Annotated in this window: 18 protein-coding genes; 8 read left to right on the top strand and 10 right to left on the bottom strand. The window is 71.9% G+C overall.

Features of this window, described 5'->3' with window-relative positions; translation table 11 throughout:
- Window positions 1-31 precede the first annotated feature (31 nt).
- Both IF23_RS0104425 and IF23_RS0104420 read left to right on the top strand, forming a co-directional pair.
- Window positions 32-1,228 carry a thiolase family protein gene (locus IF23_RS0104425; RefSeq protein WP_030279975.1) on the top strand — a complete coding sequence of 399 codons (1,197 nt, stop codon included), beginning with the start codon at window positions 32-34 and terminating at the stop codon, window positions 1,226-1,228.
- Between the two features lie 152 nt (window positions 1,229-1,380).
- On the top strand, window positions 1,381-2,754 hold the full coding sequence (locus IF23_RS0104420) for an FAD-dependent oxidoreductase (RefSeq protein ID WP_030279973.1): 1,374 nt from the start codon (window positions 1,381-1,383) through the stop codon (window positions 2,752-2,754).
- A gap of 21 nt (window positions 2,755-2,775) precedes the next feature.
- Here IF23_RS0104420 and hemE read toward each other — a convergent pair whose 3' ends face one another.
- Entirely contained in the window at window positions 2,776-3,843 is a 1,068-nt protein-coding gene (gene hemE / locus IF23_RS0104415; protein ID WP_030279971.1) for a uroporphyrinogen decarboxylase, read from the bottom strand.
- Window positions 3,844-3,945: 102 nt separating this feature from the next.
- On the opposite strand from hemE, the gene IF23_RS0104410 reads away from it, so the two are divergent.
- The 3 genes from IF23_RS0104410 (at window position 3,946) to IF23_RS0104400 (ending at window position 6,942) form a co-directional block, all read left to right on the top strand.
- Window positions 3,946-4,602 carry a DUF3000 domain-containing protein gene (locus IF23_RS0104410; protein WP_030279969.1) on the top strand — a complete coding sequence of 219 codons (657 nt, stop codon included), beginning with the start codon at window positions 3,946-3,948 and terminating at the stop codon, window positions 4,600-4,602.
- A 324-nt stretch (window positions 4,603-4,926) separates the two neighbouring features.
- Window positions 4,927-5,589, top strand: coding sequence for a response regulator transcription factor (locus IF23_RS0104405; RefSeq protein WP_030279967.1), 663 nt, complete (start codon window positions 4,927-4,929; stop codon window positions 5,587-5,589).
- Between the two features lie 78 nt (window positions 5,590-5,667).
- Complete coding sequence (locus tag IF23_RS0104400) at window positions 5,668-6,942, top strand: HRDC domain-containing protein (RefSeq protein ID WP_078653781.1); 1,275 nt, start codon at window positions 5,668-5,670, stop codon at window positions 6,940-6,942.
- A 94-nt stretch (window positions 6,943-7,036) separates the two neighbouring features.
- Here IF23_RS0104400 and IF23_RS0104395 read toward each other — a convergent pair whose 3' ends face one another.
- Window positions 7,037-7,747 (bottom strand): PepSY domain-containing protein, encoded by a 711-nt coding sequence (locus IF23_RS0104395; RefSeq protein ID WP_078653780.1) that lies wholly within the window; start codon window positions 7,745-7,747, stop codon window positions 7,037-7,039.
- Between the two features lie 187 nt (window positions 7,748-7,934).
- Between IF23_RS0104395 and IF23_RS0104390 the strand changes: the two genes are divergently transcribed.
- The 3 genes from IF23_RS0104390 (at window position 7,935) to IF23_RS0104380 (ending at window position 11,790) form a co-directional block, all read left to right on the top strand.
- Window positions 7,935-9,155 (top strand): thiolase family protein, encoded by a 1,221-nt coding sequence (locus IF23_RS0104390; RefSeq protein ID WP_030279961.1) that lies wholly within the window; start codon window positions 7,935-7,937, stop codon window positions 9,153-9,155.
- Window positions 9,152-11,281, top strand: coding sequence for a 3-hydroxyacyl-CoA dehydrogenase NAD-binding domain-containing protein (locus IF23_RS0104385; RefSeq protein ID WP_030279959.1), 2,130 nt, complete (start codon window positions 9,152-9,154; stop codon window positions 11,279-11,281). The genes IF23_RS0104390 and IF23_RS0104385 overlap by 4 nt, the downstream gene beginning before the upstream one ends.
- A 92-nt stretch (window positions 11,282-11,373) precedes the next feature.
- On the top strand, window positions 11,374-11,790 hold the full coding sequence (locus tag IF23_RS0104380) for a PIN domain-containing protein (protein WP_030279957.1): 417 nt from the start codon (window positions 11,374-11,376) through the stop codon (window positions 11,788-11,790).
- A 49-nt stretch (window positions 11,791-11,839) separates the two neighbouring features.
- On the opposite strand, the gene IF23_RS0104375 is transcribed toward IF23_RS0104380, so the two are convergent.
- From IF23_RS0104375 to IF23_RS0104340, 8 genes are all read right to left on the bottom strand, one after another.
- A complete protein-coding gene (locus tag IF23_RS0104375) occupies window positions 11,840-13,378 on the bottom strand; it encodes an amino acid permease (RefSeq protein ID WP_030279955.1) in 1,539 nt (512 codons plus the stop codon).
- 183 nt (window positions 13,379-13,561) lie between these two features.
- Complete coding sequence (gene dxs / locus IF23_RS0104370) at window positions 13,562-15,562, bottom strand: 1-deoxy-D-xylulose-5-phosphate synthase (RefSeq protein ID WP_030279953.1); 2,001 nt, start codon at window positions 15,560-15,562, stop codon at window positions 13,562-13,564.
- A gap of 203 nt (window positions 15,563-15,765) precedes the next feature.
- On the bottom strand, window positions 15,766-17,058 hold the full coding sequence (locus IF23_RS0104365) for a sugar ABC transporter permease (RefSeq protein WP_030279951.1): 1,293 nt from the start codon (window positions 17,056-17,058) through the stop codon (window positions 15,766-15,768).
- Complete coding sequence (locus IF23_RS0104360) at window positions 17,055-17,855, bottom strand: ATP-binding cassette domain-containing protein (RefSeq protein ID WP_078653805.1); 801 nt, start codon at window positions 17,853-17,855, stop codon at window positions 17,055-17,057. Before IF23_RS0104360 ends, IF23_RS0104365 begins: the two co-directional genes overlap by 4 nt.
- Before the next feature lie 192 nt (window positions 17,856-18,047).
- Window positions 18,048-19,142 carry a sugar ABC transporter substrate-binding protein gene (locus tag IF23_RS0104355; protein ID WP_030279947.1) on the bottom strand — a complete coding sequence of 365 codons (1,095 nt, stop codon included), beginning with the start codon at window positions 19,140-19,142 and terminating at the stop codon, window positions 18,048-18,050.
- Between the two features lie 171 nt (window positions 19,143-19,313).
- Entirely contained in the window at window positions 19,314-20,513 is a 1,200-nt protein-coding gene (locus IF23_RS0104350) for an ROK family transcriptional regulator (RefSeq protein ID WP_030279945.1), read from the bottom strand.
- A 296-nt stretch (window positions 20,514-20,809) separates the two neighbouring features.
- Entirely contained in the window at window positions 20,810-21,715 is a 906-nt protein-coding gene (locus IF23_RS0104345) for a carbohydrate ABC transporter permease (protein ID WP_030279938.1), read from the bottom strand.
- Window positions 21,715-22,638 (bottom strand): carbohydrate ABC transporter permease, encoded by a 924-nt coding sequence (locus IF23_RS0104340; protein ID WP_030279936.1) that lies wholly within the window; start codon window positions 22,636-22,638, stop codon window positions 21,715-21,717. The genes IF23_RS0104345 and IF23_RS0104340 overlap by 1 nt, the downstream gene beginning before the upstream one ends.
- Window positions 22,639-22,649: the final 11 nt, after the last annotated feature.

Genomic DNA, 22,649 nt, shown 5'->3' with positions numbered 1-22,649 from the left:
CGGACAGCCCCACACAGCGAGGACAGTCTTGATGACCGAGCAGCGCGCACGGGACGTCTACGTCGTCGACGCCGTACGGACCCCGGTCGGCAAATACGGCGGGGCGCTGGCGGGCGTCCGCCCCGACGATCTCGCCGCCCACGTCCTGGGGGCGCTGGTGGCGCGCAGCCCGGAGCTGGATCCGGCGCTCATCGACGACGTCGTCCTGGGCGACGCGAACGGCGCCGGGGAGGACAACCGCAACGTCGCGCGGATGGCGGTGCTGCTGGCCGGACTGCCGGACACGGTGCCCGGGGTGACGGTCAACCGGCTGTGCGGCTCCGGGCTGGAGGCCGTCGTCCAGGCGGCCCGCGCCCTCGCGCTGGGCGATGCGCACGTGGCGGTGGCGGGCGGTGTGGAGTCGATGAGCCGGGCGCCGTACGTCCTCGCCAAACCGGACCGCGGCTTCCCGACGGGCCATCAGGAGCTGTTCTCCACGACGCTGGGCTGGCGGATGGTCAACCCGGGGATGCGGCCGGAGTGGACGGTCGCGCTGGGCGAGGGCGCGGAGAAGATCGCCGATCTGCACGGCATCACCCGCGAGCAGCAGGACGTGTTCGCGCTGGCCAGCCACCAGAAGGCGACCCGCGCCTGGCGCACCGGGCAGTACGACGCGGAGGTGGTGCCGCTGCCCGGGGTGGAGCAGGCGCGCGACGAGACGATCCGGGAGACGTCGTCCCTGGAGGCGCTGTCCCGGCTGAAGCCGGTCTTCCGCCGCACCGGCGGGACGGTCACCGCCGGGAACTCCGCGCCGCTCAACGACGGTGCGGCGGCGCTGCTCCTCGCCGACGAGGAGGGGCTGCGGGCCATCGGCCGGGAGCCGCTGGCCCGGATCCGTGCGAGCGCGGTGACGGGCGTGGAGCCGCAGTTCTACGGGCTCGGCCCGGTCGGCGCGGTGCGGCGGGCGCTGGAGCGCGCCGGGCGCGGCTTCGGGGACCTGGCGGTCTTCGAGCTGAACGAGGCGTTCGCCGCGCAGGCGCTGGGGTGCATCGGCCGCTGGCCGGAGCTGGACCCCACGCTCGTCAACCCGCGCGGCGGCGCCCTCGCGATCGGCCATCCGCTGGGGGCGTCGGGGGCGCGGCTGGCCGGTGCGGTGGCCCACCAGCTCGCGGCCCGCGGCTCCGGTACCGGCCTGGCCGCCCTGTGCATCGGGGTGGGGCAGGGGCTGGCGGTCGTCCTGGAGCGGTAGGCGGCGGGCCGCGGCCGGGCCCCGGTGGCGGCCCGGCCGCGCCCGCCCGCCGCGCTCCCCCGCCGTTGTCGGTGCCGGGCCGTAGCCTGATCGCGGTGGGCTCGTGCGGGCGGTTCCCGCGGCGGGCACGGCGGACGGCGTGAGGGGCTTCCATGGCGGAACGGCTCGTGGTCATCGGCGGCGACGCGGCGGGCATGTCGGCCGCCTCGCAGGCCCGGCGGCTGAAAGGCCCCGGCGAGTTGGCCATCACCGCGTTCGAGCGCGGCCACTTCACCTCGTACTCCGCGTGCGGCATCCCGTACTGGGTCGGCGGCACGGTCGACGGTCCCGCCGCGCTGATCGCCCGGACGCCCGAGGAGCACCGGGCGCGCGCCATCGATCTGCGGATGCGCACCGAGGTCACCGAACTGGATCTGGAGCGCGGCCGGGTGCGGGCGCTGGACGACGGCGGGCGGGAGAGCTGGACGGAGTTCGACAAGCTGGTGCTGGCCACCGGCGCCCGGCCGCTGCGCCCCCCGCTGCCCGGTATCGAGGCGCGCGGGGTGCACGGCGTGCAGACCCTCGACGACGGCCGCGCCCTGATCGACACCCTCGCCGCGTCCCCGGGCCGCCGCGCCGTGGTGATCGGCGCCGGGTACATCGGCGTGGAGATGGCCGAGGCGCTGATCCACCACGGCTACGCGGTCACCGTGCTGGACCGCGGCGAGCAGCCGATGTCCACCCTCGATCCGGACATGGGCGCGCGGGTGCACGAGGCGATGTGCGGTCTGGGCATCGAGACGGTGCGCCGCGCCGTGGTCACCGCCGTGCTGACCGACGACGAGGGGCGCGCCCGCGCGGTGGCCACCGAGGACGCGGAGTATCCGGCGGACGTGGTCGTGCTGGGCATGGGCGTCCGGCCGGAGACGGCGCTGGCCGAGGCCGCGGGGTTGCCGCTGGGGCCGTCCGGCGGGCTGCTGACGGATCTGTCGATGCGGGTGCGCGGCCGGGAGAACGTCTGGGCGGGCGGTGACTGCGTGGAGGTGCTCGACCTGATCTCGGGCCACACCCGCCATCTCGCGCTCGGTACCCACGCCAACAAACACGGCCAGGTCATCGGCGCCAACGTCGCGGGCGGCTACGCCACCTTCCCCGGCGTGGTCGGCACCGCCGTCAGCAAGGTCTGCGATCTGGAGATCGCCCGCACCGGCCTGCTGGAGCACCAGGCCCGCGCCGAGGGGCTGGAGTTCGTGACGGTGACCATCGAGTCGACCAACCACGCCGGGTACTACCCCGGCGCCCGGCCGATGCACGTGAAGATGCTCGCCGAGCGGCGTACCGGGCGGCTGCTGGGGGTGCAGATCGTCGGCCGGGAGGGCGCCGGGAAGCGGGTGGACATCGCGGCGGTCGCGCTGACCGCCGGGATGACGGTGGAGCAGATGACCATGCTCGACCTGGGGTACGCGCCGCCGTTCTCCCCGGTCTGGGATCCGGTGCTGGTCGCGGCCCGGAAGGCCACGGCGGCGGTCCGGGCCGCCGGGATGTGAGGCCCGGCGCCCCGGCGCGGCTCAGCGCGCGGTCTGCGTGTGGACGTACTCGGCGAGGTGGGTCAGCGCGTCCGGGTCGGTGGTCGGCGGGACGCCGTGGCCGAGGTTGAAGATGTGGCCCTCCAGACCGGCGGCCGCGTCCAGCACCTCGCGGGCCTTGGCCTCCACCGCCTCGCGCGGGGCGAAGAGCACGGCCGGGTCGAAGTTGCCCTGGAGCGCCTTGCCGGGGCCGACCCGGCGGGCCGCCTCGTCCAGCGGGACCCGCCAGTCGACGCCGACGACGTCCGCCCCGGCCTCGCCGAGCAGGCCCAGCAGCTCGCCGGTGCCGACGCCGAAGTGGATCCGCGGCACGCCGTGGTGGGCGACCGACTCGAAGACCTTCGCGGAGGCGGGCAGCACCGAGCGGCGGTAGTCGGCGGGCGCGAGCGCGCCGACCCAGGAGTCGAAGAGCTGCACGGCGCTCGCCCCGGCCTCGATCTGCACGTCGAGGAAGGCGGAGGTGATCACGGCGAGGCGGTCGAGCAGGTCGGCCCAGAGCTGCGGGTCGCCGTACATCAGCGCCTTGGTGTGCTCGTGGTTGCGCGACGGGCCGCCCTCGACCAGGTAGCTGGCGAGCGTGAACGGCGCACCGGCGAAGCCGATGAGCGGCGTGGAGCCCAGCTCCTGGACGAGCATCCGCACGGCCTCGGTGACATACGTGACGTCGCCGGGCTCCAGCGGGCGCAGCCGGTCCAGGTCGGCGCGGGTGCGGATCGGGTTCTCGATGACGGGGCCGACGCCCGGCTTGATGTCGAGGTCGATGCCGATGGCCTTGAGCGGCACGACGATGTCGCTGTAGTAGACGGCGGCGTCGACGTGGTGGCGGCGCACCGGCTGGAGGGTGATCTCCGTGACCAGCTCGGGCCGGGTGCAGGAGTCGAGCATCGCGATGCCCTTGCGGACCTTGTGGTACTCGGGCAGCGACCGCCCCGCCTGCCGCATGAACCACACGGGGGTGTGCGGCACCGGCTCGCGCCGGCAGGCCCTGAGGAAGGCCGAGTCGTACGTTCCGGTCTGCTGCTGGCCCGTCGGGCGGTCGTTGGCGCTCACGGACGGAATCTTCGCATGCGGCGCCGGACACCTCCGAACGGGCGACGCGCGCACCGGGTGTCCTCCCCCTCCGCGGCGCCACTTCCGCCTACGCTTCCGGGCATGGCTGCGGCGTACGAACACCTCTCGGACAGCGCGGACGAGACCCCGATCCCCTTCCGACGAGCGGTCGAGTCGCTCCGCGCGGCCCGGCCGCGTCCCGAGATCGAGCTGGAGGTGGTCCCGGCGCCGAAACGGCTCGCGCCGTACGCCGCCGCGCTGGAGGCCACGGTGGTCGAGCGGGGCGCGGGCGCGGACGGCGAGGACGCGGATCTGGCGGACGGGCGGCTGGTGCTGCTGCACCATCCCGCCGGGCACGAGGCGTGGCAGGGCACGTTCCGGGTGGTGACGCTGGCCCGCGCGGAGCTGGAGCCGGAGATGGGCGCCGATCCGCTGCTGCCCGAGGTCTCCTGGTCGTGGCTGACGGGCGCGCTGGACGCCCGCGGGGTGCGGTACGGCGAGGCGAGCGGGACGGTGACCCGGGCGTCGTCGCACCACTTCGGGGGGCTGGCGGCGCGGGAGCCCGCCACCCAGCTGGAGATCCGCGCGTCGTGGACCCCGGCGGAGGGCCCCGGCGGGGTGCCCGACGCGGGCGCGCACCTGGCGGCCTGGTGCGATCTGCTGTGTCAGGTGGCCGGGTTGCCCCCGGCGCCGCAGGAGCCGGGCCCGCGCGGCGGGGTGGTGCCGCTGCCCCAGCGCCGGGGGGCCCAGCCCCGCTGAAGTGTTCCCGGGCCGGACCCCGGACCCCGGACGAGGGCGTCGCACCACGACGGTGCGGCGCCCTCGTGCTTGCCCCCGCCGCACGATCGGCGCCGTCCTCACGGGTGGTGTGCGGGAACAGGGGCACCGCTGATCACCCCGGTGTTCACGTATGATCGCTCACGCATCCGATTTGTCCGAATTGACACTAACTAAATCGTGATCGATGCCTAAAGTCCCCTCCGATTGCTGCCGAAGAGGTCAGTGACCCTTCAGATACGGAACGTCCCGGCTCGCCCCTTGTAGCCCGGTCGCAACCGTCCCGCCACTCCCCCAGGAGGCCCGGTGTCTGTTCTCCTCGAGCAACCTTCGAGCCTGGTCGCCTACCGCCCGAACAAGCCGACGGCCATGGTCGTCGTGGCCGACCCTCGCGTCCGCTCCACCGTCACCCGCCACCTGTGGGCCCTCGGAGTACGGGACGTGATCGAGGCGTCGTCGATCGCGGAGGCCCGCCCCCGGGTCGGCAACCCACGCGACATCTGCGTTGCCGACGTCCATCTGCCCGACGGCTCCGGCCTGACGCTGCTGTCCGAGACCCGCGCCGCGGGCTGGCCCAACGGCCTCGCCCTCTCCGCCGCCGACGACATCGGCGCGGTACGCAACGCCCTCGCGGGCGGCGTCAAGGGCTATGTCGTCACCGGCACCCGCACCAACCTCGGCCTGCCGGGCCGCCCGGGGGCCGCGCCGATCGGCGCCCACGCCGCCCGGATGCAGCGCCGCCCGCCGGGCGCCCCGGGCCACCCCGGCGGCTACCGCGAACTGTCGGGCCGGGAGGTCGAGGTGCTGCGGCTGGTGGCGGAGGGCCAGTCCAACAAGGCGATCGGCGTGTCGATGGGCCTGTCCGCCCTGACCGTCAAGAGCCACCTCGCCCGGATCGCCCGCAAGCTCGGCACCGGCGACCGGGCCGGAATGGTGGCCGTGGCGCTGCGCACCGGCATCATCCACTGACCTGCACCCTCGACACATCGCCCGCCGAGGGAACGTTCCCCTCGACGGGCGATGCGCATACACAGATACCCTTGACCGGTGACCGACGCCCAAAAGACCGCAGCAGACACTCCACTGCGAGCAGCCGGAGACTCGCCTCCGGATTCCCGACCGGCGCCGGAACCCCTGTTGGAGCCCCGTGAGGGCATCCCCCCGGTGACCGCCAGCGGTGACGCCCTCGCCGAGGTCGTCGCCGCCCTCGCGGCGGGCAGCGGCCCCCTCGCCGTCGACGCCGAGCGCGCCTCGGGCTACCGCTACGGCCAGCGCGCCTACCTCGTCCAGCTGCGCCGTCAGGGCGCGGGCAGCGTCCTGATCGACCCGGTCGGCTGCCCGGACCTCGGCACGCTGGGCGCGGCCGTCGCCGACACCGAGTGGGTGCTGCACGCCGCCACCCAGGACCTGCCGTGCCTGCGCGACATAGGGATGGTGCCGACCCGGCTGTTCGACACCGAGCTGGCGGGCCGGCTCGCCGGTTTCGCGCGGGTGGGTCTCGGCGCGATGGTCGAGAACGTCCTCGGCTTCGCGCTGGAGAAGGGCCACTCCGCCGTCGACTGGTCCACCCGTCCGCTCCCCGACCCGTGGCTGCGCTACGCCGCGCTCGACGTCGAGCTGCTGGTGGATCTGCGCGATGCGCTGGAGGAGGAGCTGGAGCAGCAGGGGAAGCTGGAGTGGGCCCGGCAGGAGTTCGCCGCCATCGCCGCCGCTCCCCCGGCCCCGCCGCGCAAGGATCCCTGGCGCCGCACCTCCGGGATGCACAAGGTGCGCCGCCGACGCCAGATGGCCGTCGTCCGTGAACTGTGGACGGCGCGCGACAAGGTGGCCCAGAAGCGCGACGTCTCCCCGGGCAAGGTGCTCGGCGACGCCGCGATCGTGGAGGCGGCGCTGAACCTCCCGCCGAACGCCCACGCGCTGGCCGCGCTGCCCGGCTTCGGGCACCGTATGGGCCGCCGTCAGCTGGAGCAGTGGCAGGCGGCCGTGGACCGGGCGCGGGCGCTGCCCGACAGCGAGCTGCCGCAGCCCGGCGCGCCTCTCAACGGCCCGCCGCCGCCCCGCGCCTGGGCGGACAAGGACCCGGTGGCCGCGGCGCGGCTCTCGGCGGCGCGTGCCGCGGTGACCGCGCTGGCGGAGGAGCTGAACCTCCCGCAGGAGAACCTGATCACGCCGGACACGGTGCGCCGGGTGTGCTGGGAGCCGCCCGCCGAGCCGACCGGGGACACGGTCTCCGCCGCGCTGTCCGGGTACGGCGCCCGCCCCTGGCAGGTCCAGCTGGTCACGCCGCTGCTCGCCCAGGCGCTGACGCAGCACAGCGACTGACGGCGCGTCCGTGCCCCGGCGGGCCCATGGGCCCGCCGGGGCACGGACGGCCGCTCGGGCCGTACGGCGCCGGGCCGCCGACCGGAGCGCGGGGTCAGTGCTGGTCGGTGTGTTCCTTGAGGATCTTGTTGTCCTTGGCGTCGACGTCGAAGGTCGTCTTCTTCCAGTCGGAGGTCGAGACGACGTCCACCTTCCAGACCGGCTTGCCGTGATCGGCGTTCTCCAGCTCGACCGCCGACACCTTGCCGCTCTTCTTCGCCATCGCGGTCTTCGCCGCCATCGGCGCGGTGACCGTGGCGTCCCGCAGCCGTGTGGCCAGCGCCTTGCGGTCCTCGGACTTCTGCTGCTCGGTGACGGGTTTGCCCGCCTTTCCGGTGACCGCGTCGACGCGGAGCGCGTGCGCGGTGCCGTCGCGCGTCGCCATCACCGTCTCCCACACGGGGTTGCCGCCGTCGCCGCCCTTCAGCTCGGTGGAGACGGGCTTGCTGTGTGGTACGGCGCCCTCCGCGGCGGTCAGCACATGCTCGTAGTCGGCCTTGGTCTTCGCGAAGAGTTCCTTGCGCTCGCTCTGCGCCTTGGTCAGATTCCGGCCGGGTGAGGCCATCGGGGAGCCGCCCGGGGAGGTGGCCGCCGCCGGGGACGCCACCTCGGGACTGTCCGGCGCGCCGCTCACGCTCTTGCCGCCGCTGCCGCAGCCCGCGAGGAGCGCACCGGCGGCGGCGACCGCGCACACCGCTCCCAGCGTGCGGGGCCCTACGGGACGCCGCCGACCGCGCACCACCAGATCCTTACGCTTTGTGTCCATAAGGGCACTTTATGTGCGCCTTCGGTTGATCACATCTCCACGGCGCCGCGCCCCGCGCGATGTGACCTTCACCGCTCCGGGCGAGGGGGCTGTGCAGCATGGTTACCCGTAAGTAGCATGTCGGTGTGATGCGTCCCTCCGGGGGCGCCCCGCAGCAGTGCCATCCCGCACCTGGAGGAGAGCCAACGTGCCTCGTACCGCTAGGGACGTCGTCTTCGTCGACGGCGTCCGCACCCCGTTCGGCAAGGCGGGCCCGAAGGGCATCTACCACGAGACCCGCGCCGACGACCTGGTCGTCAAGTGCATCCGGGAGCTGCTGCGCCGCAACCCGGACCTGGACCCCGCGAAGATCGACGAGGTCGCGCTCGCGGCGACCACGCAGATCGGCGACCAGGGCCTGACCCTGGGCCGCACCGCCGGCATCCTGGCGGGCCTGCCGCAGTCGGTGCCCGGCTTCTCCATCGACCGTATGTGCGCCGGTGCGATGACCGCCGTCACCAGCATCGCCGGTGGTGTCTCCTTCGGTGCGTACGACATCGCCGTCGCCGGTGGCGTCGAGCACATGGGTCGCCACCCCATGGGTGAGGGCGTCGACCCCAACCCGCGGTTCGTCAGCGAGAAGCTGGTCGACCAGTCGGCGCTGTTCATGGGCATGACGGCGGAGAACCTCCACGACCGGCTGCCGCACCTGACCAAGGAGCGCGCCGACGCCTACGCCGTCCGCAGCCAGGAGAAGGCCGCGAAGGCGTACGCCAACGGCCAGATCCAGGCCGACCTGGTGCCGATCTCGGTACGCCGCACCAACGCCGAGGCGGGCGAGACCGGTTGGGGTCTGGCCACCGCCGACGAGCCGATGCGCCCGGGCACCACGCTGGAGAACCTCGCCGGGCTCAAGACGCCGTTCCGTCCGCACGGCCGGGTGACCGCGGGCAACGCCGCCGGTCTCAACGACGGCGCGACCGCCTCGCTGATCGCCGCCGAGGACGTGGCGCGCGAGCTGGGGCTGCCCGTCAAGATGCGCCTGGTCGACTTCGCCTTCGCGGGCGTGGAGCCGGAGGTCATGGGCATCGGCCCGGTCCCGGCGACGGAGAAGGCGCTGGCCAAGGCCGGTCTGACCATCGACGACATCGGCCTGTTCGAGATCAACGAGGCGTTCGCCGTCCAGGTGCTCTCGCTGCTCGACCACTACGGCATCGCCGACGACGACCCGCGCGTCAACCAGTACGGCGGCGCCATCGCCTTCGGCCACCCGCTGGCCTCCTCCGGCGTCCGGCTGATGACGCAGCTGGCCCGGCAGTTCGAGGAGCAGCCGCACGTCCGCTACGGCATCACCACCATGTGCGTCGGCTTCGGCATGGGCGCCACCGTGATCTGGGAGAACCCGCACTTCGAGGGGGCAGGCAAGTGAGCACCACCGCTGAGCTGTTGAAGGGTGCGGCCGAGCTGTTCCCGGACGAGGTCGTGACCCAGGCGCACGTACGCCACCTCGACCTGCCGAAGGGCGCGGGCCGCTTCGCGCTCATCACGCTGGACAACGGCCTGGACCACACCAAGCCGACCACCTTCGGCCCGCAGTCGCTGGCCAATCTGAACGCCGCGATCGACCAGGTCGAGAAGGAGGCGGCGGACGGCTCCGTCGTCGGCGTCGGCATCACCGGCAAGCCGTTCATCTTCGCCGTCGGCGCCGACCTCAAGGGCGTCGAGCTGCTGAAGCGTCACGAGGACGCGCTGGCCATCGGCAAGGGCGGCCACGACGTCTTCAAGCGGCTGTCGGGCCTGGCCGTGCCGACGTTCGCGTACTACAACGGCGCGGCGATGGGCGGTGGCGTCGAGGTCGGGCTGCACTGCTCGTACCGCACCGTCTCGAAGGCCGTGCCCGCGTTCTCGCTGCCCGAGGTCTTCCTCGGTCTGGTGCCCGGCTGGGGCGGCTGCGTGCTGCTGCCGAACCTCATCGGCGCGGACCGCGCGGTGAGCGTGGTCATCGAGAACTCGCTCAACCAGAACAAGCAGCTCAAGGGGGAGCAGGTCTTCGACCTCGGCATCGCGGACGCGCTGTTCGAGGGCGCGGACTTCCTGGAGCAGTCGCTGATCTGGACCGCCTCGGTGCTGACCGGTGAGACCGAGGTCGCCCGCCCCGAGCCGGACCGCGGCGCCGCCTGGGACGAGGCCGTCGCCCGCGGCCGGGCCATCGCCGACGGCAAGGTGCACGGCGCCGCCCCGGCCGCCTACCGCGCGCTGGACATCATCGCCGCCGCGAAGAACGGCGACCGTCAGCAGGGCTTCGACGCCGAGGACCGGGCGCTCGCCGACCTGATCATGGGCGGCGAACTCCGCTCCGGCATCTACGCGTTCAACCTGGTGCAGAAGCGCGCCAAGCGGCCCGCCGGTGCGCCGGACAAGAAGCTGGCCCGCCCGGTCACCAAGGTCGGTGTCGTCGGCGCCGGTCTGATGGCCTCCCAGCTGGCGCTGCTCTTCGCGCGCCGTCTGGAGGTCCCGGTCGTCCTCACCGACATCGACCAGGCCCGGATCGACAAGGGCGTCGCGTACGTCCACGGCGAGATCGACAAGCTGCTGCTCAAGGGCCGCGTCAACCAGGACAAGGCGAACCGCCTCAAGGGCCTGGTCAGCGGTCACCTCGACAAGGCCGCCGCCTTCGGCGACGCGGACTTCGTCATCGAGGCCGTCTTCGAGGAGATGGGCGTCAAGCAGCAGGTGTTCGCCGAGGTCGAGGCGGTCGTCCCGGCGCACGCGATCCTGGCGACCAACACCTCCTCGCTGTCGGTCACCGAGATGGCGTCGAAGCTGAAGAACCCCGAGCGGGTCGTCGGCTTCCACTTCTTCAACCCGGTCGCGATCCTGCCGCTGCTGGAGATCGTCCGCGCCGAGCGGACCGACGACGCGTCGCTGGCCACCGCCTTCGCCGTCGCCAAGTCGCTGAAGAAGACCGCGGTGCTGGTGAAGGACGCCCCGGCGTTCGTCGTCAACCGCATCCTGACCCGCTTCATGGGCGAGATCCAGAACGTCATCGACGAGGGCACGCCCGTCGCCGTGGCGGAGAAGGCCGTCGAGCCGCTGGGGCTGCCGATGTCGCCGCTGGTCCTGCTGGAGCTGGTCGGCCCGGCGATCGGTCTGCACGTCTCCGAGACGCTGCACGGCGCGTTCCCCGAGCGGTTCACCGTCTCGCCGAACCTCAAGGCCGTCGTCGAGGCCGGCAAGCGCGGCTTCTACGTCTACGATTCCGGCAAGCCGGAGCTGGACCCGGAGGTCGCCGCGCTGCTGAAGCAGGGCGACTCGGTGCTGACCGAGGAGCAGGTCCGCGACCGCGTGCTGGACGCCGTGGCGCAGGAGATCGGTCTGATGCTGGACGAGGACGTCGTCGCCGAGGCGCAGGACATCGACCTGTGCCTGATCACCGGCGCGGGCTGGCCCTTCCACCTGGGCGGCATCACGCCGTACCTGGACCGCGCGGGCGTCTCCGAGCGGGTGACGGGCAAGAAGTTCCTGGCCCCGGGCCTGGCGAGCGTGCCCGCGTAAGGCACCTGGCAACGCGGCGGCGCGGGTCGGCTCGGTGGAGTCGGCCCGCGCCGTCGTGCTGCCGTCCGTCCGGCACATGACAGGGTGGGGCCATGGATTCCTTGGTCATCGTCGATGCGGCGAACGTCGTCGGGTCGGTCCCGGACGGCTGGTGGCGCGATCGGCGCGGCGCCGCGGAGCGGCTGCGGGACGGACTGGCCGTGCATGCCGCCGCGGGTCTGCCCGGGTACGCCGAACCGCCGGTGGAGCTGGTGCTGGTGGTCGAGGGCGCGGCGCGGGAGGTGGCCTCCGTCGACGGGGTGCGGGTGGAGTCCGCGCCCGGCAGCGGCGACGACCGGATGGTGGAGTTGGTGGCGGCCGAGGGCGCCGGGCGGGACTGTCTGGTGGTGACCGCCGACCGCGGGCTGCGGGCCCGTGTCGAGGCGCTGGGCGCGCGGGTGACGGGCCCGCGCGCGGTCCGTGACGCCCGGGGCGGCGGTCGCCGTCCGGGAGCCGAGGCGGACGACTGAGGGCGGCCCCGCCTCCTCAACGCGGCGGACGGGTGGGGCGGCCGCGTCTTCAACCGCCGCCGACCGCGCCCTTCTCGGCCGCCCGGCGGCCCTCCAGACGGCTGTGCGTCCGGCCGTAGGTGACGTAGACGACGAAGCCGACGACCATCCAGACGGCGAAGCGGAGCCAGGTCTCGGCGGGCAGGTTGAGCATCAGCCAGAGCGAGGCGAGCACCGACAGCACGGGGACCAGCGGGACCAGCGGGGTGCGGAAGGCGCGGGGCAGGTCGGGGCGGGAGCGGCGCAGCAGGACGACGCCGAGGGCGACCACGACGAAGGCGAAGAGCGTGCCGATGTTGACCAGTTCGGCCAGCTCGTTGATCGAGGTGAACCCGGCGACGACGGCGACGACCGTGCCCAGCAGGACCGTGGAGCGGTAGGGCGTGCCGAAGGTGGGGTGCACCCGGGAGAAGAACTGCGGCAGCAGCCCGTCGCGGCTCATCGCGAAGAACACCCGGCTCTGCCCCAGCAGCAGGATCATGCAGACCGAGGTGAGACCGACCGCCGCGCCGAAGCTGATGATCCCGGCGTAGACGGGGTGGCCGACCGCCTTGAAGGCGTCGGCGAGCGGGGCGTCGGTCGACAGCTCGGTGTACTTCTGCATCCCGGTGACCACGATCGACACCGCGACGTAGAGGAAGGTGCAGATGGCGAGGGAGCCGAGGATGCCGCGGGGCACATCGCGCTGCGGGTGGCGGGTCTCCTCGGCGGCGGTGGCGACGATGTCGAAGCCGATGAAGGCGAAGAAGACGACCGCGGCGGCGGCGAAGATGCCCATGACGCCGTAGTTGGACGGGGTGAAGCCGAACAGGAGCTGGGAGAGCGGGGCGGCGTAGCCGCTCTCCCCCGCGTGCGGGCGGGTGGGCGGCAGGAACGGGTGGTAGTTCTCGCCGCTGATGAAGAATGCCCCGGCGATGACGACGAGCAGCACCACCGTCACCTTGATCCCGACGATCACGTTCGTCACCCGGGACGAGAGCTTCATGCCGAGGACGAGGATGGCGGTCAGCACCAGGACCAGGACGCAGGCGAGCAGGTCGAAGCCGAACATCCCGCCCTGGGTCCCGGACAGCTCGGCGGGCAGGTGCCAGCCCGCCGAGTCCAGCAGCGAGCGGATGTAGCCGGACCAGCCGACCGCGACCACCGCGCACCCCAGCGCCAGCTCCAGGACCAGGTCCCAGCCGATGATCCAGGCGGGGAACTCGCCGAGCGAGGCGTAGGAGAAGGTGTACGCCGATCCGGCGACCGGCACGGTGGAGGCGAACTCCGCGTAGCAGAGCGCGGCGAGGGCGCAGACCACTCCGGCGACGACGAAGGAGAGGGCGACCGCCGGGCCCGCCTGCTCCTTCGCGATCTTGCCGGTGAGGACGAAGATGCCGGTGCCGATGACCACACCGACGCCGAAGACCGTCAGGTCCAACGCCGACAGGGACTTCTTGAGCGCGTGCTCCGGCTCCTCGGTGTCCTGGATGGACTGCTCGACGCTCTTGGTCCGGAACACCCCGCGGTCGCGGCGTGTCCGGGCCTGTGGCCCCTGCTCTGTGCTCATGGGCGAACCTCCGCCTGGACGACCCTCACCTGAACTGGCAGATTCTCTGCAACACAGACAAATCGTCAGGGGTGGCGGGCCCGGGCGGCGGCGATTCACCCTTTGGAGCGCGGCGGCGGACAAACGGATGGGCCGGTCGGCGCACCCGGAGGTGGCCGACCGGCCCAGGAAGCGCGAGGGGCGTCAGTCGCCCGCGACCTCCGCCGGACGCGGCGAGCCCGCGGCGCTCGCCGACGCGCCCTCGAACCGGCCGTCCAGCTTGGCCACCAGACCGGTGACCTGCCGGGCGATGTCCGGCGCGGTCAGCCCGATCTCGGCCATGACCTCCTTGCGGGAGGCGTGGTCGAGGAAGCGCTCGGGGATGCCGAAGTCACGCAGCGGGAGGTCCACGCCCGCATCCCGCAGCGCCTGCGCCACGGCCGCGCCGACGCCACCGGTGCGGATGTTGTCCTCGACGGTGACCACGACGCGGTGCTCGGCGGCGAGACCGGGCAGCTCCGGGTCGACCGGCTTGACCCAGCGCGGGTCGACGACGGTGGAGGAGATGCCCTGCTTGTCGAGGAGGGCGGCGACCTCCAGGCACATCGGGGCGAGCGCGCCGACCGAGACCAGCAGCACATCGGGGCGCCCGGCGACCGCCACCGGGGCGCGCAGCACATCCATGCCGCCGACCGTGCCGACCGCCTCGACGGCCGGACCGACCGCGCCCTTGGAGTAGCGCACCACCGTCGGCGCGTCATCGACCTCGACGGCCTCCCGCAGCTGCGCGCGGACCTGGTCGGCGTCGCGCGGCGCGGCGATCCGCAGGCCGGGCACGACCTGGAGCAGTGACATGTCCCACATGCCGTTGTGGGAGGCGCCGTCGGTGCCGGTGACACCGGAGCGGTCCAGGACGAAGGTCACGCCGCACCTGTGCAACGCGACGTCCATCAGCACCTGGTCGAAGGCGCGGTTGAGGAACGTGGCGTACAGCGCGAAGACCGGGTGGAGACCGCCGGTGGCCAGACCGGCGGCGGAGACCGCGCCGTGCTGCTCGGCGATGCCGACGTCGTAGATCCGGTCGGGGAAGGCGGCGGCGAACTTCTTCAGGCCGACGGGCTGGAGCATCGCGGCGGTGATCGCGACGATGTCCGCGCGCTCGTGGCCGAGCTTGACCATCTCCTCGCCGAAGACGGAGGTCCAGTCGGCGCCGGACGCGGCGACCGGCAGACCGGTGTCCGGATGGATGACGCCGATGCCGTGGAAACGGTCCGCCTCGTCCTGCTCGGCGGGCTTGTAGCCGCGGCCCTTCTCCGTCAGGCAGTGGACGATGACGGGGCCGCCGAAGCGCTTGGCGCGCGTCAGCGCCGACTCCAGCGCCTCCAGGTCGTGGCCGTCGATCGGGCCGACGTACTTCAGGCCCAGGTCCTCGAACATGCCCTGCGGGGCGATGAAGTCCTTGAGGCCCTTCTTGGCGCCGTGCAGCGTCTCGTAGAGCGGCTTGCCGACGACCGGGGTGCGCTCCAGCAGGTCCTTGCCGCGGGCGAGGAACTTCTCGTACCCGTCGGTGGTGCGCAGCGTGGCGAGGTGGTCGGCGAGGCCGCCGATGGTCGGCGCGTAGGAGCGCTCGTTGTCGTTGACGACGATGACCAGCGGGCGGTCCTTGGCGACCGCGATGTTGTTGAGCGCCTCCCAGGCCATACCGCCGGTCAGCGCGCCGTCGCCGATCACCGCGACGACATGGTCGTCCTTGCCGCGCACCTGGTTGGCCTTGGCCAGACCGTCGGCCCAGCCCAGCACCGTCGAGGCGTGGCTGTTCTCGATGACGTCGTGCTCGGACTCGGCGCGCGAGGGGTAGCCGGACAGGCCGCCCTTGGCGCGCAGCCGGCCGAAGTCCTGGCGGCCGGTGAGCAGCTTGTGGACGTAGGACTGGTGTCCGGTGTCGAAGAGGACGCGGTCCTTCGGGGAGTCGAAGACCCGGTGCAGGGCGATGGTCAGCTCGACCACACCGAGGTTGGGGCCGAGGTGGCCGCCGGTCCGGGCGACGGCGTCGACGAGGAAGGTACGGATCTCCCCGGCGAGCTGTCCGAGCTGCTGCGGGGTGAGCCGGTCCAGGTCGCGTGGACCTTCGATACGGGTCAGCAACTCCCGTCCGTCTCCGGCCACCGCCCCGGCCTGGCGCGCTTCGCGCGGCACCTTCTGCACTGTGCCTCCCTGCTTGTCGTGCTTCGAAACTGGTCGAGGTTGCTGATCAGCCGAGTCTAATGTTCCGGTGCCCGCCGCGACCTTCGGGCCTCGCGATGTATGTCACTCGGGTGACCCGTGGGATTCGGCCGCCCGCCGCACATACGGCGGCCCCCACCGGAAGGTGCCTGGTGGGGGCCGCTGCGCGCGGGTACGGGCCGGGCTCAGGTCCGTCCGGCGGTCTTCTGCGTCCGGCGGGAGAGCGAGTCGATGACCACCGCCGCGAGCAGCACCGCACCGGTGATCATGTACTGGATCTCGCTCGCCATGCCGAGGAGGTTCAGACCCTGCTGAATCGACTGGATCACGAGCATGCCGAGCAGCGCCGACCAGATCTTGCCGCGCCCGCCGAAGAGGCTGGTGCCGCCGATGACCGCCGCGGCGATCACATTCATCAGGGTGTTCCCGGCGCCGAGGTTCTTGGTGGCGCCGCCGGAGAGGCTGGCGATGAAGAGCCCGCCGAAGGCCGCCAGCATGCCGGAGACCGCGAAGACCGTGACGCGGATCCGGTTGACGTTGATACCGGCGCGGCGGGCCGCCTCCGCGTTGCCGCCGACCGCGAAGATCTGCCGCCCGTAGGAGGTGCGGCGCACCACGAAGTCCGCGAGGACGAGGACGGCGAGGAAGAGCACCAGCGCCAGCGGCAGCCCGCGGGCGCCGTCCGGCTCGTTCAGGACGTAGGCGACGGCGAAGGCGAGGACCGCGACGACGCCGGTGCGCAGCGCGATCTCGCTCGCCGGGCGGGACGGCAGCGCCGCGGCCCGGCGGCGGCGCGCCTCCCACAGCAGCGACCCGGCGTACGCCAGGACGGCGACGAGGGCGAGGCCGTAGGCGGCCGCCTTGTCCTCGAAGTAGTAGCCGGTGAGGTTCTCCACCACACTGCCCGAGGGCGTGTTGATGGAGCCCTCCTTGCCCATCAGCCAGATCTGCAGACCGCTCCAGCCGAGGAATCCGGCGAGCGTGACGACGAACGCGGGGACGCCGATCTTGGCGAAGAAGAAGCCGTGCAGGGTGCCGATGGCGGCGCCCGCCGCGACGGCGAGGAGGACAGCGAGCCAGTCGTTGACGCCGTGGGTGACGCTCAGCACCGCCCACACCGCCGCGCCGACACCGGCGACCGAGCCGACGGAGAGGTCGATCTCGCCGAGCAGCAGCACGAAGACGATGCCGACGGCCATGATGCCGAGGCCGGAGGTGTAGACGCCGATGTTGGCGAGGCTGTCGGCGGAGAGGAAGGAGCTGTTCTTCAGCTGGAAGACGACGGCGATGACGATCAGCCCGACGACGACCGGCAGCGACCCCAGCTCACCGCCGCGCAGGCGGCGGGCGAACTCTTCCAGATACCCGGCGAAGCCCCGCTCCCGGACGAGGAGGCGGGGGTCGACGGCCGGGACGGCGGGCGCCTCGGCGGTCTCCGGCTCGGCGGTCTCCGCCGTCTTCTTCGTGAGGTCACTCATCGCGCCTCCTCCTTCCTGACCTGCTCGGTACGGGCCCTGCGGCGGGTGACGGCGTTGTCCGAGGCGCCGGTGATGGCCGCGATGATCTCTTCGTGCGAGGTGTCGGCGACGTCGAAGACGCCGTTGTTGCGGCCCAGCCGGAGCACCGCGACCCGGTCGGCGACGGCCTGCACATCGGCCATGTTGTGGCTGATGAGGATGGTGCCGAGGTTCCGCTCCCGCAGCCGCTCCACGAGGTCGAGGACCTGCGCGGTCTGCTCGACGCCGAGCGCGGCGGTCGGCTCGTCGAGGATGACGACCTTCGGCTCGCCGATCAGCGCGCGGGCGATGGCCACGACCTGCCGCTGCCCGCCGGAGAGCGCCGCGACCGGGATACGGACGCTGGGGATACGGATGGACAGGGTGTCCAGCAGTTCCTTGGCCCGCTTCTCCATCGCGATCTCGTCCAGGACGCCCGCGCCGCGCAGCTCGTTGCCGAGGTAGAGGTTGGCGACGACGTCGAGGTTGTCGCAGAGCGCGAGGTCCTGGTAGACGGTGGCGACGCCCAACTCCTGGGCGTCGTGCGGCTTGGCGATGCGGACCGGCGCGCCCTCCCACTCGATGGTGCCGTCGTCGACCGGGTGCACACCCGAGATCGTCTTGACGAGGGTGGACTTACCGGCGCCGTTGTCGCCGACCAGGGCGACCACCTCACCGGGGTGGATCTCCAGCGTGACGTCGGTGAGCGCCTGGACGGCGCCGAACCGCTTGGAGACCTTGCGCAACGCCAGCACGGGCGTAGCGGACACGGACATCATCTCCTTCGCCGCCTTCACAGGGGCGGGACGGTGGTGCGGGGCACCGGGTTGTGCGAGGGGGGTGGGGTGTGACGGGGCACCGGGATACGGGGGCGCGGGCCGGGGCGCGGCGCGGGGCCGGTGCGGCGGTCCGCCCGGGCCGCGGGTCCGGCGGCGGCTGCCGCCTCGCGCGCCCCGGGCGGACCGGACGGGCTACTTGATACCGGCCTTCTCGCACGCCGCCTTCACATCGGCGGTGCAGAGCTGGCTCGCCTTGTAGACCTTGTCCTTGATGATCGTGTCCTTGACGTTGTCCTTGGTCACGACCTGGGCGTCGTAGAGCTTCGCCGGGATGCCCTTGACGTCGCCGCTGAGGCTGTCGACCTCGGTGGACGTCAGCCCGTCGATCTTCTCGCCCTTGAGGAGCTTCACCGCGATCTCGGCGGTGGCGTCCGCCTGCGGCTTGATCTGCTTGTAGATGGTGAACGCCTGGTCACCCTTGAGAACGCGCTGCAGGCCCGCCAGTTCGGAGTCCTGGCCGCCGACCGGGACCTTGACGCCCTGCTGCTTGAGGGCGGTGATCACGCCGCCCGCCTCGCCGTCGTTGGCGGCGTAGACGCCCTGGAAGCCGTCCTTGCCGAGCGAGTCGATGGCCGCGCTCATCTTCTTGTTGGCCTCGTCCGACGACCAGTCCGGGATGTCCTGCTCGTAGACGATCTTCTTGACCTGCTTGTCGAGGACGGTGTGCGCGCCCCGCTTGAAGAACGGCGCGTTGGCGTCGGTCGGCGAGCCGTTGATCATCACGACGTTGCTGTTCTTCGCGTCGCTGCCGAGCGCCTTGACCAGCGCCTCGCCCTGGAGGCGGCCGATCTTCTCGTTGTCGTAGGAGACGTACGCGGAGATCTCGCCCTCGGCCAGCCGGTCGTACGCGACGACCTTGACGCCCTTCTTGGCCGCCTGGTTGACCCAGGACTTGGTGGCCTTGTAGTCGACCGGGTCCAGGATGATCACCTTGACGCCCTGGGTGATCAGCGCGTCGAACTGCTTCTTCTGGGTCTCCGTCTCCTGCGCCGCGTTGTTGTACTTGACCTCGCAGTCGGCGCAGAGCGCCTTGATCTTCGCCTCCATGAGCGGCCGGTCGAAGGTCTCGTAGCGGGTGGTCTTGTTCTCCGGCAGCAGCAGGCCGATGGTCTTGCCGTCCCCGCCCGCGGCCTTGCCGTCGCCGCCCGCCTTGCCGCAGGCGGCGACCGAGAGGGCCATCGAAACGGCGGCGGTGCCTATGACGGCGCGACGCGTCCAGACATTCATGTGAGCTTGCCTCCCTGACGAGGCCGCGTCCTTGCGGCCGAGGTGGCTGGAAGTCAACTCGGCCGCCAGCGGGCCGTCAAGGAGTAAATTCTTAACGAGATGACAACGGTGCCATACGTTAGGTGCCTGAAGTCATACGCGGCTCAGCCACCTTCCGTGCACCGGGCCTCCTCATGCGGACGCGGCGCCGTGGACGGCCTGCGCGCCGTCGAGCAGGGTGGCGTCCCCCATCTCGCTGAGCACCAGCGCGAGCGCCCCGAGCACCTCCGCGCGGCCGCCCAGCGTGCCGGGCACGATGCCCAACTGCCGTGCCGCGCTGGGGATCGCGTACCGCGACACCGACTCCCGGATCGGCCCGAGCACCAGCTCCCCCGCCTCCGCGAGATCGCCGCCGAGCACCACCCGGCTCGGGTTGAGCAGATTGCAGAGGTTGGCGACGCCGCTGCCCACGTGGCGGCCCACGTCCGCGATGACCCGTCGGCACCCGGGGTCGCCCTCGCGGGCCAGCTCCACCACGCGCGCCATCGTCAGATCCGGGCCGTGGCCGGGCCGGAGCAGCGGCAGGACGTAGCGGGCGGCGGTGAACGTCTCCAGGCAGCCGCGGTTGCCGCAGCGGCAGACCGGCCCGGACTCGTCGAGCGTGATGTGGCCGATCTCGCCCGCCGTACCGCCCGGCCCGCGGTAGATCCGCCCGCCGATGACCAGACCGGCGCCGACGCCGCTGGCCACCTTGATGTACGCCAGGTCGGCGGCGCCCCGCCCGCTGCCCCAGACCAGCTCGCCCAGGGCGCCGAGGTTGGCGTCGTTGTCGACGTGGACGGGGACGCCGAGGCGCCCGGACAGTTCCGCGCCCGGGTTGGTGCCCGTCCAGCCCGGCAGGATCGCGGTGGAGCCGAGGGTGCCCGACTCGACGTCGATGGGGCCGGGCACGCCGAGCCCGACGCCGATGACCTTGTCCCGGGCGATACCGGTCGCCTCGACGAGCCGGGCGACCAGCCGCTCGGCGCGGTCCATCCCCTCGGCGGCGGAGGCGTCCACGTCGATCGGCTCGGCGTCCTCGGCGAGCACCTGGTGGGCGAGGTTGCCGACCGCGACCCGCAGATGGGAGTGGCCGAAATCGATGCCGACGACGATCCCGGCGTCACCGGAGAGCGACACGCTGCGGGCCCGGCGCCCCCCGGCGGAGGTGGGCGTCACCTCGACGGTGCCGCCGTCCTTCAACTCACGAACGATGTTCGAGACGGTCGCCGCGGACAGCCCCGTGCTCCGGGCGATCTCCGCCTGGGTGAGCGAGCCCGCCATACGTACCGCGCGCACGACCCGCTCCAGATTGGCCCGGTGCAGCGAGGACTGCGACCCCGGAGTCTCCATCGGCTCATCCACTCCCGCCTGAGGCGTACGGCACGACGACCGCCCGCCCGACCGGACCACACCAGCGGGGCCCGGCTTGTCTCCAACATGTGAATCTAAGCTGAGCCGTACGGATCACCTCCCGTCAAGTCCTCGACCGGAGGTGGAAGGGGCGGGACGGGCGCCCGCGCCGGAGCGGTGCGACGCCCGGGAGCGCCCCGGCGACGGCGCCGCGGGGCCCGCCGCGCCGGACGCTCCGGGCAGCCGAGGGCCCCGCGCCCCGGGAAGGCGGCGCGGGGCCCTCACAGCCCCGGCGGCTACTTGAGCGCGCCGGCGGTGAGCCCGGCGACCACCTGCCGCTGGAAGATGATGTACGCCGCGAGCACCGGGAGCATCGCGATGGTCAGCCCGGCGAAGAGCCCGGACCAGTCGCCCTTGTACCCCTGGCTGACCGCGAGCGCGACCAGCCCCTGGGTGAGCATCTTCTTGTGCGGGTCGCCGACGTTGAGCACCGTCGGCAGCAGGTACTGGTTCCACTGCCCCAGGAAGTTGAAGATGCCGACGCTGATCAGGCCCGGCTTCGCCATCGGCAGCATGACCTGGAAGAACGTCCGGGTGTGGGAGGCGCCGTCGATGAGCGCCGCCTCCGCCACCGAGGTCGGCAGCGTCTTGAAGAACCCGCTGAGGAAGAAGACCGTGAACGGCAGCGAATACGCGATGTAGACGCATATCAGCCCGTGGTAGGTGTCCAGCAGCGCCATGTTCTTCATGACGAAGAAGAGCGGCACCAGCGCCAGGATCACCGGGAAGCCCATGCCGCCGACGAAGAGGAAGTACAGGAAGCGGTTGCCGGGGAAGTCGAAGCGGGCCAGCACATAGGCCGCCATCGAGCCGAGCACCATCGTGCCGATCAGCGAACCGCCCACCACGATCAGCGAGTTGAGGAAGTACTCGCTCATGTTCGCCTTCTCCCAGGCGCGCACCCAGTTGTCCGGGTGGAACACCGAGGGCAGGCTCCAGGGCGAGCTGAAGATCTCCGCGTCGTCCTTGAAGGAGGAGACCACCGCCCACAGCAGCGGCATGGTGACCAGCAGGCCCCAGATCACCAGGACGCCGTGGGAGAAGACGTTCAGCACGCCGCCCTCGCCGCCGCGGCGCCCCGCGCGGCCCGGTCCGCCCTTCGGTGCGGCGTGGCGGGCGGCGGGCTCGGTCTGCGCACTCATCAGAACTCCAGTCGCTCGCGCCGTCCCAGCCGCATGACGACGGCCGAGAAGACGAGGGTCACGATCAGCAGGGAGACGCCGATGGCGGTCGCGTATCCGGCCTGACCGTCGCGGAAGGTCCGCTGGTAGACGTAGAGCGGCAGGACCTCGGTCGAGTAGTCGGGGCCGCCCGGACCGACGCTCATGATCTGCACGAAAGCGAAGGCGGAGACGTCCAGGGCGAGAATTCCCATGTAGATCCAGCCGGTCTGCACGGTGTCCCAGAGCAGCGGCAGGGTGATCCGGAAGAACGTGTTCACGCGGTTCGCGCCGTCCAGCAGCGCGGCTTCGTAGAAGTCCTTGGGGATCGAACTCATCCCGGCCGAGAACAGCACCACGTAGAAGCCGACATTGGCCCACACCATCGCGCCCATGACGCACCAGAGCGCCAGTTGCGGATCGCCCAGCCAGTCCGGCTGCACACCGTCGAGACCGATGGCGCCGAGAAAGGAGTTCAGGGCGCCGCTTTCCGGGTTGTACGCGAACTGGAAGAGCAGCGCGACGATCGGGACGGAGAGGACCTGCGGGAAGAAATAAATGATCTTGTAGACGCCGGATCCGCGTACTCCGCCGATGACCGCCTTCTTCCGGCGGCGGCCACCGACATTGAGCATGAAGGCGAAGAACAGCCCGAGACTGAGCGTGACCACGGGAAGCAGCAGCAACAGCGTCACACTGTTTCCCACCGCGGCCCAGAAGACGGAGTCGTGGAAGAGGCGTACGTAGTTGTCGAAGCCGACCATCCGCAGGTTCGGGCTCAGGCCCGTCCAGTCCGTGAGGGAGTAGTAGATGGCCTGTACGAAAGGTGAGATCACGAAGACCGCGTAAATCACCAGCGGAACGATCAGGAATCCCGCGATGAAACGGTATTTACCGTGCTGCATGACTGCCGGTC

This window comes from Streptomyces catenulae, assembly GCF_000718015.1.
In the GTDB taxonomy this organism is placed as follows: domain Bacteria; phylum Actinomycetota; class Actinomycetes; order Streptomycetales; family Streptomycetaceae; genus Streptomyces; species Streptomyces catenulae.
The sequence above is the reverse complement of the archived record's forward strand: the minus strand, read 5'-3'. Positions and strand labels throughout refer to the sequence as shown.